This window comes from Porphyromonas sp. COT-290 OH860 (assembly GCF_000768935.1).
Classification (GTDB): Bacteria; Bacteroidota; Bacteroidia; order Bacteroidales; family Porphyromonadaceae; genus Porphyromonas.
This window is the reverse complement of record NZ_JRAR01000055.1, coordinates 20,568-31,658: the sequence shown is the minus strand read 5'-3', so window position 1 is coordinate 31,658 and position 11,091 is coordinate 20,568. Positions and strand designations below refer to the sequence as shown.

11 protein-coding genes are annotated in these 11,091 nt (G+C 52.2%); 4 read left to right on the top strand and 7 right to left on the bottom strand.

Features of this window, described 5'->3' with window-relative positions; genetic code table 11:
- Positions 1-296 precede the first annotated feature (296 nt).
- From HQ41_RS06125 to secG, 4 genes are read left to right on the top strand one after another with little or no spacing between them, the layout of a single operon-like run.
- Complete coding sequence (locus tag HQ41_RS06125; RefSeq protein ID WP_044189314.1) at positions 297-1,601, top strand: sigma-54-dependent Fis family transcriptional regulator; 1,305 nt, start codon at positions 297-299, stop codon at positions 1,599-1,601.
- Positions 1,585-2,118 (top strand): LPS assembly lipoprotein LptE, encoded by a 534-nt coding sequence (gene lptE, locus HQ41_RS06120; RefSeq protein WP_081964785.1) that lies wholly within the window; start codon positions 1,585-1,587, stop codon positions 2,116-2,118. The genes HQ41_RS06125 and lptE overlap by 17 nt, the downstream gene beginning before the upstream one ends.
- Positions 2,119-2,127: 9 nt before the next feature.
- Positions 2,128-2,823 (top strand): hypothetical protein, encoded by a 696-nt coding sequence (locus HQ41_RS06115; protein ID WP_044189310.1) that lies wholly within the window; start codon positions 2,128-2,130, stop codon positions 2,821-2,823.
- 14 nt (positions 2,824-2,837) lie between these two features.
- Positions 2,838-3,233 (top strand): preprotein translocase subunit SecG, encoded by a 396-nt coding sequence (secG, locus tag HQ41_RS06110; RefSeq protein WP_044189307.1) that lies wholly within the window; start codon positions 2,838-2,840, stop codon positions 3,231-3,233.
- Positions 3,234-3,384: 151 nt separating this feature from the next.
- On the opposite strand, the gene HQ41_RS06105 is transcribed toward secG, so the two are convergent.
- From HQ41_RS06105 to HQ41_RS06080, 7 genes are all read right to left on the bottom strand, one after another.
- Positions 3,385-6,405, bottom strand: coding sequence for a glycoside hydrolase family 3 N-terminal domain-containing protein (locus tag HQ41_RS06105; RefSeq protein WP_161780586.1), 3,021 nt, complete (start codon positions 6,403-6,405; stop codon positions 3,385-3,387).
- Positions 6,406-6,553: 148 nt separating this feature from the next.
- A complete protein-coding gene (locus HQ41_RS06100; RefSeq protein WP_044189304.1) occupies positions 6,554-7,765 on the bottom strand; it encodes an aminopeptidase C in 1,212 nt (403 codons plus the stop codon).
- Positions 7,766-7,951: 186 nt separating this feature from the next.
- The gene (gene ruvA, locus HQ41_RS06095) at positions 7,952-8,551 is read right to left on the bottom strand and encodes a Holliday junction branch migration protein RuvA (RefSeq protein ID WP_044189301.1); all 600 of its coding nucleotides are present in this window, start codon (positions 8,549-8,551) and stop codon (positions 7,952-7,954) included.
- Between the two features lie 169 nt (positions 8,552-8,720).
- Positions 8,721-9,875 carry a sodium ion-translocating decarboxylase subunit beta gene (locus tag HQ41_RS06090; protein WP_044189298.1) on the bottom strand — a complete coding sequence of 385 codons (1,155 nt, stop codon included), beginning with the start codon at positions 9,873-9,875 and terminating at the stop codon, positions 8,721-8,723.
- 4 nt (positions 9,876-9,879) lie between these two features.
- Complete coding sequence (locus HQ41_RS06085; RefSeq protein WP_044189295.1) at positions 9,880-10,347, bottom strand: biotin/lipoyl-containing protein; 468 nt, start codon at positions 10,345-10,347, stop codon at positions 9,880-9,882.
- Between the two features lie 36 nt (positions 10,348-10,383).
- Positions 10,384-10,560, bottom strand: a complete 177-nt coding sequence (locus HQ41_RS09780) for a hypothetical protein (RefSeq protein WP_160225950.1) — start codon at positions 10,558-10,560, stop codon at positions 10,384-10,386.
- Between the two features lie 16 nt (positions 10,561-10,576).
- Positions 10,577-11,074, bottom strand: a complete 498-nt coding sequence (locus tag HQ41_RS06080) for an OadG family protein (protein WP_044189293.1) — start codon at positions 11,072-11,074, stop codon at positions 10,577-10,579.
- Between the last annotated feature and the right edge of the window lie 17 nt (positions 11,075-11,091).

The following is an 11,091-nucleotide window of genomic DNA, read 5'->3' as shown; positions in this document are numbered from 1 at the left end:
GGGAGGATACCCAAGTTGAAAAACACTGCCTCAAGTAGCAAAAAATGACTCTAGAGAACTGAAGCAGCGAAGGGGTTCATTGCGCAATAGTCTCATAATGCTCTGCCAAGCTTTATGAACAGCCTTCGGGTTCTCAAAATTTCTAGGTAATCCCTTTACGATCCTTAACGAAAAAGTAGACGAACGAGCACCCGATACACTCAGGGCTGTGAGTAAAATGGATATCGCTATACCCCAGACGCAATAGCGAGTAGAGTGAGTAAATGATTATCTTTGTGACAAAATGGCAGTAAGATATGAATGTCGATATACAGCAGATTAAACAAAGATTTGGCATTATAGGCTCCGCCCCGCTCTTGCTCCGAGCGATACAAGTGGCTGTGCAGGTAGCCCCGACCGATATGTCCGTCCTGATCATGGGGGAGAGTGGTGTCGGTAAAGAGAGCTTCCCACGCATTATCCACCAGTATAGCACGCGCAAGCACGGCCCCTACATAGCGGTGAACTGTGGTGCTATCCCAGAGGGCACGATAGACTCGGAGCTTTTTGGGCATCTCAAGGGCTCCTTTACTGGAGCTATGGGGGACCGCAAAGGCTACTTCCAAGAGGCTGACGGGGGGACTATCTTCCTCGATGAGGTCGGGGAGTTACCCCTCTCTACCCAAGCACGCCTCTTGCGTGTCTTGGAGGTGGGTGAGTTTATCCCAGTAGGGGCTAGCCAGCCCCTGCGTACCAACGTGCGCATCGTCGCAGCCACCAACGTCAATCTGCGTGAGGCCGTAGATCGAGGCCGCTTCCGAGAGGATCTACTCTTTCGTCTAAATACCGTGCCGATTGAGGTGCCACCTCTGCGTAGGCGTGTGGAGGACATTAGCTTGCTCTTTCGCTACTTCGCCTCGCAGGTGGCCGACAAGTACAATATGCCTCCGCTACGCCTCGATGACGATGCTGTGCGCTTGCTCCAGCAATACTACTGGCCGGGTAATATCCGTGAGCTGCGCAACCTGACAGATCGGATCAGTGTGCTGGAGGAGGAGCGTCAGGTCAGTGCCGCTACGATAGAGAAATATCTGCCTGCCTCAACGAATAGCGACTATCACCCCGCTCTGCGTCCGATGGTAAGTGAGCCCAGTGGCTCCACCACGGGGCTGGGGGACAGAGAGGCCGTGCTCAACCTATTGAGAGAGATGAAGCAGGAGATGAGTGACCTGCGCAAGCTCGTTGGCAATATCATGCAGGGTAAGGTCAAGATCCCCAGCTATGCCGAGGCTACTGTGGCTTCGGTCGAGCCGATTACTCCTATTGGGCAGCCTATTGTCTCTCACCCTACTCATGCGGTAGAGGAGCTCCCGCCATACCTGCAGGCAGGAGGAGGGGCCAATGCCTACCGACAAGTCTACCGAGGTGCCGAGGATATTGAGGTGCAAGTGGTAGACGCCAGCCCAGTAGAAGAGGGCCGATCGCTCGAGGAGGTAGAGCGTAATATGATCATCGCAGCTCTGGCACGCCACTCGGGCAAAAGACGCCCTACGGCAGAGGAGCTCAAAATATCCGAACGTACCCTATATCGCAAAATCAAAGAATATGGCCTTGATGTCTAGAGGCGCCCTGCGCTCCCTAAAGATCGCCACACTCGGCCTGTTGATGGCTCTCGTGTGTGCGTGTAGTATTAGCTATAAGTTTAACGGCGGCTCACTCGACTACACTCGCATCAAGTCGATATCTATCAGCGAGGTGTACAATAGAGCCCCAATTATCTACCCTCCCTTGGCTGCCAACTTCACCGAGCAGCTCAAGGACTTCTATACAAGCCGCACTAGGCTCGAGCAGGTGGCTCGAGCAGGAGATCTGGAGCTAGAGTGTACGATCACGGGCTACGACCTAACCCCTATGGCCGTCAGCGACGACAACTATGCCTCTCGTACGGTTTTCACTGTGACGATGCAGGTTAAGTACACCAACAATGTGGACGAGAAAGAAAGCTTCGATCGTAGCTTCAAGGCTCATCGGGACTTTGATCGCAACCAGACATTCGTATCCGTCCAAGACCAGCTACTAGAGGAGATCATAGAGGATCTGATCAAGCAGATCTACAACGCCACGGTAGAGAATTGGTAACCCAAAGCTATGAAGCGAGAAGAACTATACGCCTATATGCGAGATCCTAGTAGCATCGCCCCAGATGCCCTGCCCGCTCTCCGTGAGCTTGTGGAGGCATACCCCTACTGTGCGAGCTACACCTTCCTCTACCTCTATGCCTTGGCCAGAAGCGAGGATCTGCGCTATCGCTCCGAGCTTAGACGGCTGGCGCTATATTTGCCCGATCGAGGTAGACTATATAATATGGTAGAGAACCGAGAGCCTGCCGTGGTAGCGCAGAGCCCATCGCTCACTACACAGCCGAGAGATCCATTCTCCATCATCGACAGCTATCTAGGCGAGATGCGTGCCGCAGGCGAGGATCTGCCTAGTGAGCTCAGCTATACGACCTCGACCGAGCGAGAGGATTATTTCGCCAGCGAGCCCCATATCACAGCCGAGGAGCAGGAGGTGCTCGAGCTTCTCGCCAAGAGAGAAGCTATGCATAGCTCCAGCGAGGAGGCCTTGGCTATGCCATCGCAGCGAGCAGGCGAGGAGGTACAGACCGATGAACTAGAGGAAGCGCTCTTCACCGAAACCCTAGCCAAAATCTACATTCAGCAGGGTAAGTACGACAGAGCATTGCGCATTATTCGCTCTATCAGTTTGAATTATCCGAAAAAAAACCTTTACTTTGCAGACCAAATTAGGTTCTTGGAACGATTGATAAATAACAAACAATAAGATAATAGACACAGATGTTTTACACGTTTCTCACAGTATTGATTGTACTCGGTGCTCTTGCCCTAGTATTCATCGTACTTATCCAGAAGTCTAAGGGCGGTGGTCTAGCCTCGGGCTTTGCCTCTAGCAACAACATCATGGGCGTACGTAAGACGACCGATTTCCTCGAGAAGGCTACTTGGTGGCTCTTTGGCTTTGTCGCTGTCCTGAGCATCGGCTCTACCGCCTTTATTGCTTCGGCAGACGACAGCGAGGGCAACAAGGTACAGCAGGCCGTAGAGCAGAAAGCAGCCGAGCCAACTGCACTGCCTAGCGCACCAGCCTTTGGGGGTGAAGCCGCTACTGCCCCAGCCGTTGAGGCCCCTGCGCAGGAGGTTGCTCTTGTGGCTACAGACTCTATCGCTGGATAGTCTAGAGATACGTCTAGCTTAGCTCTCCTAGAGTTACACATCACAATAAACATATCGCCCCGCCGTGCTACAGCACGGCGGGGCGATATGTTTATCAGCTATGGCACACTTGTTGGTCGAGCCACGCATCTGCTAGGCCGAGAGCAGGCCTTCACTCCAGAGCATCGTATATGGTCTGGTGCATACGAGGGCGCAGTAGCTCCGTAATGAGCGTAGTGTTTTGCCTAGAGGGATAGGTGCGGTTGGAGAGGAAGATGAAGATTAGCCCCTCGGCCGGGTCAATCCAAAAGGCTGTCCCCGTGAAGCCAAAATGCCCAACCGTTTGCTCCGAAGCACTATCGGCAGCAGGATTGACGCCTCGCTTGCGTGGCTTGTCGAATCCTAGCGCACGCAGACCTCCCACTCCAGTGGTTTTGATGAATTGCTCCACCGTAGCGGCGGGGATAATGCTCTGCTCTTGCCATACCCCTTTGTCCATAATGAGCTGGCACAGGCGCCCCAGTTCGCTTGCCGCACCAAAAAGGCCAGCATTACCCGCTACACCACCAAGGCATGCTGCCGTTTCATCGTCCACGGTTCCTCGTATGATCTGCTTGCGCAGAAAGTCATCACGCTGAGCAGGGGCAATCTGCTCTATTGAGATACCATGATCGAGGGGGCGATAGTAGACCTTCGCCCCAATAGGACGAGCGATGTAGCGGTCGAAGTATTCGTCGAGTGGATTGCCCGTTACCCGTTCGGCTATCTGTTGTAGCAGGACAAAGTTTAGATCGCTGTATCGGTATTTACCCACACCTCTGAGGTTGGTTTCGGCCAGACTCTCCATTATACGGGTCTTGAAGCTGGGGGAAATGTATAGATCTCGTGCGAAGGGTAATGTGTGCTGGGCGGAGGGCTTGGTCGAGATATACTCCTTGAGCCACCCGAAGTGAGGGTTCCCCCAAGCCTTCCCGACCAAGGGAATACCGCCGGGGAATGGATTGTAGCGAATTAGATTGCCCTCATAGCTATTGGGGTCTATCAGATCCCTAAAGAAGTTGATCCCTGCTGGTAGCCCAGACTGATGAAGCAGCAGATCTCTGATGCGCACATTAGCCACTGGTGTAGACTTTAGCTCTGGTAGATAGTGGCCAACTCGGCCGTCGAGCTTAACCTTGTTTTGGGCCACGAGTAGCATCATCACTGGGGTCGTCACAAGCGCTTTGGTGATCGAGGCCACATCGTAGAGATGATTGACCGTGGTGGGCTTGGAGCCTACACCACCCGTTAGTGTGCCGAAAGCCTTGTTGTAGATGACTTGCCCACGGTGCGCAACGTAGATTTGGCAACCGGGGAAAGCACCCTTGTGGATTCCCTCTAGGGCCAGCTGGTCTAGTGCTGTCAGTTTGCCTAGATTGAGCCGACCTAGGTTGGAAGATTTGGCGAAGCCTTGCGAGGGAGTAGGGCGGGCGGGCTGAGTTTGGCAAAGTGCCCTCGTGAGTGCCGTAGGATCCTCGGGATCCTCCGATGGCTCGAGCTCATTGCTGGGGGACTGTAGCTGCATCGAGGGGGCTAGTAGGGCTAGCACAGCCTCTTGAGCCTCCTTCGCCGCCTCAAAGGCAATTAGGACTACGTCGGCCGTCTTGTGCCACTGCGCCGTCCGATTGACCCGATAGGGCGAGGTCATGTAGGCTACCACGAGCGGTTTCTTAACGCCAATTTGAGTCAAGGCTTGTGTCGGTAGGTTGGTCGTCTGGAAGATCTGGACGAGTACCAGCCCATAGCTGTTGAGCCGATCGGGCGACTTGGAGATGGCGTCCCAAGTAAAGTAGTCGATCTTGCTACCTGCACCACCAGTACTTGTGGGGCGAGTGACATTGCTAACAGGGTTTTTGCCAATCTGTACTACGGCGATGCGTTTGTGCTTCATACTTCTAAGGTCACGCAGTGTAGCCCTCTCCTTATGCAGGTAATAGAGAGAGGCTTGCCAAGCCTCTCGCATCTGTGCCTCGGCACTAGGCGTCCAGATAGCCTTATGTATGGTGGCTGCCGTGGCTGTACTCCTTGGTTCTTGCTTGATGAGGCGCCACTTGTAGTATAGTACTTTGATCACCTTGCTGCGCAGGAGCGCCTCGCTCAGCCTGCCGTCTTGGACAGCTCGCAGTAGCTCTTGGTGCATGGCCTCGGGGTTGATAGGCCCTAGCAGGATATCATTTCCTGCCATTAGAGCTTGTAGCCCCACCTCTTTGATGCCACTGGCGTGCACACCTTTCATCTCCAGCCCATCGGTGAAGACAAGGCCACCGAACTTCATTTCGTCTTTGAGTAGAGCAGTCGTAATAGCTGGGCTAAGCGAGCTAGGTAGTTTCACTTCCTCGTAGGCTGGTACACGTAGATGTGCCGTCATGATCCCTCCGTGTCCTGCTTTGATGTACTCGGCGAAGGGATAGAGCTCTACACGTTGCATACGTTTCATGTCAGCCCAAACGGTCGGTAAGGTATGGTGCGAATCCTCGCTCGTGTCGCCGTGTCCGGGGAAATGTTTGGCGACAGAGAGTACACCGCCGTCTTCTAGGCCAGCAGCGTAGGCTAGAGATCTACTGGCTACATCCTCTGGGCTCTCGCCGAAGCTACGTGTCCCGATGACGGGGTTGCGAGGATTGATATTGACGTCCACATCAGGGGCAAAGTTGATATGGATACCCATTAGGCGACATTGGCGTGCAATCTCTCGGCCATAGTTGTAGAGCAGCTGATTGTCGGCATTGAGCCCTAGCCCCATATTGCGAGGGTAGCGAGGAGCATCCTTGAGCCTCATATATAGCCCCCATTCGCCATCTAGGGCAATGAGCATTGGTACACGGCTCACTCGTTGGAGCTCATCGTTCATCTTGATTTGTTCAGCTAGTAGACCCTTTTGATATAGGATGCCTCCCCAGCCCATTTTGCTGGTTCGTCGAGCTTCGTGGGCGATACGTCCTGCATCTGCCGACGGATATACAATAGGCATGATGAGCTGGGCGATGCGCTCCTCAGTGGTGAGGGTTTGGTATAAACTATCAGCCCAAGTCACCATCGCCTCTTTGTCTACAGAGCCGAATAGGTGCTTGGGTAGCTTGTCGGGAGATGAAGCCCATAGTCTAGGAATCAATAAGGTTAGTGCGATTAGGCTCGCCCAGTTTTTTCGATTCATATTGTCTAAATATAACTTGAGATGGGGTGCTGTTGTCAGCGATAGATCTTCGCTCATAGGCGAAGTCGAGTATACTTATGAACGAACATAGGCGAGCTAGCAGCCTGCTGCCGACTCGCCTATGTTTGATTGGTGCCTTAGAGGCGGGCTATTTTTTTAGACCCAACTTCTTGGCGATGTCGGCAGGTACAGCATCCTTGTGCAGTACGATATTCATCGTCTTGCCCGCAACGAAGTTGTAGGATACATACCAGATACCCTTGTAGTCGCCTGTTTCTCCCCAAGAGTTCTTAACCATGAAGAACTTGCGGCCAAGCTGATTCTTGGCCAATCCGAAGATTGTCATGCCATGGTCGTCGGTGAGCTGATAGTTGTCGTAGCCCTTCTGGCGACTCTCTTGAGTTGGCGTTAGCTCTGGTACATCGGCACGATAGATGAGTTTCTTGATCTCGGCCTGCTTGTCCGCACGGCTTAGACCTACCCAGCGATCTTGGTCACTACCCTTAGTCTCGATTTCCTCCACATCAGCTAGGACACCGATACCATCGCGAGTAAAACCAATCTCACTCACGTCCGAGCCCCAAGCGAAGCTATAACCGGTGTTGATTGCATGCTCCATCGTCTGCATCAGCTCCTCGATAGGGAGGTTGTAGCTTTCGCTCCAGCGCCAGTTGTCTTGAATCTCTAGGATAAACTTGCTGTAGAATGGATGGTGAGTGTAGGACGTGAGAGATACGTAGTCGTCGGGATTAACTCCCATCTCGGCCGCATAGCTCTTGGGTGTGTACTTCTTGCCATTCCACTCAAACTCCTTGGGTAGCTCCCCTAGGTAGGTGTCTATGATTTTATTGTATGCAGGCCACCAAGCGGTAGAGAGGGTTCCATTTGGGTTCTTGATTACGGCATCTAGGAAAGCCTTGGAAGTGGCTGCAATTTCGCTATGCTGATTTTTCTTCGTGCCGTAGTTAAGACCGGGCATGATAGACTGAGGAACAGCTCCGTAGTGCTTGAGTACATAGAGTACGTCGTAGAATGAGCCGCCCTGCTCGTAGTTGAGGAAGCCATGCATGCGAACGTACTTACGAGCCTTGTCGCGATACGAATGGCTCACTACGAACATCTCGGAGAGATCATACTCCGGTTTGCCCATACGGATTAGCTCCTCCTCAATGAAGCTCTGCCCAGAGTAGCTCCAGCAGGTTCCCGAGTTAGCCTGATCCTTGATGGACGTGCGTCCTACTTCCTTAATGGTTGTGAAGACGTTCTTGGCGTTCGGGTCATTCTTTTTAGATTTCTTCTGCGCACTCAGATTGGGCACTGACATTAGGAGCATTGCTCCTAGAATCATGATTTTCTTCATAATATGCTTGCTTGAATGTATGATTAGTAACGTTGTATATCCGTCCCAATAGAGTCTATTTAGACAAGGGACTACCAAAGATACACAATTATCGCTAAGTTGTGAAGTACTACTTGTCTATTTCGTTGCCTCACTGGACTAAGACGATCCCTGTATCTGGAATTCATCAGCCTGGCCTACGGCAATCTAGAGGAGCTTGAGGCTCTGCCTGATCACCTGCTCGACGGTTAGCAATGGAGCATCTGTAAGGAGCTTACCTACGACCTTGAAGGCAGCAGGTTCGGGATAGCCCAGCATCTTGAGGGCGCTGACGGCCTCTTCCTTGACAATCGAATGGCTAGAGGCCTGTACTGCTGGAGTTACGCCAGAGACAGACGCCTTCTCGTCTAGCACAATCTTGCCTTTTAGCTCTAGAATAATACGCTGCGCTGTCTTCAGGCCAATGCCTTTGACAGCCTTCAGTGCCTCCACCTGCCCTAGGGCGATAATCGTATTCAGTTCATTAGGCGCATACGAGCTGAGGATTACTCGTGCCGTATTTGGGCCAATGCCCGATACACTCGTCAGTAAAGTAAAGAGGTCCCGTTCGCCAGAGGTGGCAAACCCGTAGAGTAAGTGAGCATCTTCTCTGATAATCTCGGAGATGAGGACTTTCCCCTCCTTGCGCCCTTGGTAGGCAGTATAGGTCGTCAGTGAGATGTTGACTAGATAGCCAACTCCTGCACACTCCACGACCATACTTGTGGGTGTGAGATCGCTGATTGCTCCCGATAGATATGTAATCATATTATGATGTCTTCGTCTCGTCTGAAAGAAATGATATATCAAAACCAATAGCTTGATAGCTCAGGCGAATTTAAGCCTTTTTCTTGACCTTGTAATAAGCAGAGAGGGCTGTGCCGAAACTAAAGTTGGCACAGCCCTTCTTTGGTGCTACAAAAGTGTATCTACCTATCTAACCAAGGAAGCTAAGCAAGATGCCAGCGGCGATAGCCGAGCCGATAACGCCCGCCACATTGGGTCCCATAGCATGCATCAGGAGGTAGTTGCTTGGGTCATACTCCAGACCTACGATCTGAGAGATGCGTGCAGAGTCGGGAACGGCAGACACACCTGCATTGCCAATGAGTGGGTTAATCTTATTTTCCTTGGAGAGGAAGAGGTTGAAGAACTTCACAAATAGGATACCGCAGATCGTTGCTACGACGAAGGAGAAAGCTCCGAGGCCAAAGATCTTGACCGAGTCCCCCGTGAGGAACTCTGTAGCCTGAGTAGAAGCCCCCACCGTTACCCCTAGTAGAATGGTGATGGTGTCGATCAGTGGTCCACGAGCCGTATCGGCTAGACGCTTGGTCACACCACTCTCCTTGAGCAGATTGCCGAAGAAGAGCATACCGAGTAGAGGTATTGCCGTAGGTACGAGCATAGTGGTAAGCAGAAGCCCAGCGATAGGGAAGATGATTTTCTCTACTTGAGAGACTTGTCGTGGACGTTTCATGCGTATCAGACGTTCCTCCTTGGTCGTGAGCATACGCATAAATGGAGGCTGGATAATAGGTACCAAAGCCATGTATGAGTAAGCCGATACCGCAATAGCACCCATGAGTTGCGGTGCCATCTGCGATGATAGGAAGATAGCCGTAGGACCATCGGCACCGCCAATGATCCCGATAGCTCCAGCCTGACTGGGTTCGAAGCCAAGAGCAAGTGACGCCATATAGGCGGCAAAGATGCCGATCTGGGCAGAGGCACCAATGAGCATAAGTTTGGGATTGGAGATCAGAGCCGAGAAGTCGGTCATCGCTCCAATGCCCAAAAATATAAGCGGTGGATACCAGCCCTTTTGTACGCCTTGGTAGAGGATATTGAGTACAGAACCCTCCTCGTAGATCCCGATTTTAAGACCTTCCTGAAAGGGGATGTTGCCCAATAGCATACCGAAGCCGATCGGTATCAGAAGCAGAGGCTCGAAGTCATACTTAATGGCTAAGAAGATGAAGAGCATTCCGATCAAGAGCATTACGAAATGCCCCAATTCTGCGCTAGCAAAGCCCGTGTACGACCAGAATGTCTGTAAGTTCTCTACCAAAAAGCCACCAAAGCCTAGCATAGTCTTATCCGATTAGGATAATATCTGAACCCTCGAGGATTGAGTCACCCTTGGCAACCTTAACGGCTGTCACTACGCCATCAAACTCGGCATTGATGTTGTTCTCCATCTTCATAGCCTCAAGGATAGCAACGGTCTGGCCAGCCTTAACCTGATCGCCTACTTGTACCTTGATGTCTAGGATAACGCCGGGCAGTGGAGAGAGTACTGGTTTGCCAGCACCGCTAGCTGCAGCAGGTGCAGGCGCTGGTGCGGGAGCGGCTGCTGGGGCAGCAGGAGCGGGAGCCGGAGCGGCGGCCACTGGGGCTGGCGCAGGAGCAGCCTTGGGGTGTGCCACTGGAGTAGCCATACCTTCTGGGATCTCCACCTTGTACGACGTTCCGTTCACTTCTACGGCAGCTGTATTGCCATCTAGATCGATAATGGCTACAGTGTACTCGTTGCCATTGATGCTATACTTATACTCTTTCATATTGGATGATGTTTTTAATGTCTTTGATGAATTCTTCTAGTTACGCTGAGGAAGTGTACGTACGGTCTGTGTCTTCAGCGCCCAAGCCGAAGCTGGATTGCGCTTTATCGTTAGGACGAACGACTCCTGATCGTGCGTATGCTTGCCGAGCTCTTCGTGTAGAGCGTAGGCGATAGCCGCAAACACCTCCTTGTTTATTGTCTCTGATTTCATTGTAAGCAACGAATTATTAGTAATTGTACTTGCGCATACCTTGGCTACGCGAGTGCCACTGTGTATTGCGTCTATTGATCGTCAATACATAGCTCTCCATATCGTGTCTTTGATCGAGTTCGGCACGCAGCGCCATAGCTATAGCAGCGGCAACTTCGCCAGAGCGAGCTCCAAGCTCGGTTTGTAGAGCAAGGGTAATGGCTACTACAGCTTCGCCAGTGGGTTTGGCACCACCAGCGGAGGTATTGGTCTTACATTCGGTAGGGCTCTGCGCCTTGTCTTGACGACTCTTACTCATACGCTGCATCATCTTGCCGATGAAGCGGAATACGATGACGAGCATTAACAAGGCTGAGAACACGACCATCACCGCTGTGAGTGTAAGGATAAAACCCTGCGGGTCTTGCTCCCCAAGCGCTCTAGATCGTGCACTCTCGGCCCCCCAAGCAGGCAGAGCAGTTGCCCCCAGTAGGAGGGCAATGCTCAGGACTCTGCTAAGACGTAAGGTATTCATAAGTCTGGACTAACTGA

Bases quoted from the DNA above. Each gene is read 5' to 3' on its own strand.
- HQ41_RS06080 (WP_044189293.1), bottom strand. From the start codon at position 11,074: ATGAATACCTTACGTCTTAGCAGAGTCCTGAGCATTGCCCTCCTACTG.
- HQ41_RS06105 (WP_161780586.1), bottom strand. From the start codon at position 6,405: ATGAATCGAAAAAACTGGGCGAGCCTAATCGCACTAACCTTATTGATT.
- HQ41_RS06100 (WP_044189304.1), bottom strand. From the start codon at position 7,765: ATGAAGAAAATCATGATTCTAGGAGCAATGCTCCTAATGTCAGTGCCC.
- secG (WP_044189307.1), top strand. From the start codon at position 2,838: ATGTTTTACACGTTTCTCACAGTATTGATTGTACTCGGTGCTCTTGCC.
- HQ41_RS06085 (WP_044189295.1), bottom strand. From the start codon at position 10,347: ATGAAAGAGTATAAGTATAGCATCAATGGCAACGAGTACACTGTAGCC.
- lptE (WP_081964785.1), top strand. From the start codon at position 1,585: ATGGCCTTGATGTCTAGAGGCGCCCTGCGCTCCCTAAAGATCGCCACA.
- HQ41_RS06115 (WP_044189310.1), top strand. From the start codon at position 2,128: ATGAAGCGAGAAGAACTATACGCCTATATGCGAGATCCTAGTAGCATC.
- ruvA (WP_044189301.1), bottom strand. From the start codon at position 8,551: ATGATTACATATCTATCGGGAGCAATCAGCGATCTCACACCCACAAGT.
- HQ41_RS09780 (WP_160225950.1), bottom strand. From the start codon at position 10,560: ATGAAATCAGAGACAATAAACAAGGAGGTGTTTGCGGCTATCGCCTAC.
- HQ41_RS06125 (WP_044189314.1), top strand. From the start codon at position 297: ATGAATGTCGATATACAGCAGATTAAACAAAGATTTGGCATTATAGGC.
- HQ41_RS06090 (WP_044189298.1), bottom strand. From the start codon at position 9,875: ATGCTAGGCTTTGGTGGCTTTTTGGTAGAGAACTTACAGACATTCTGG.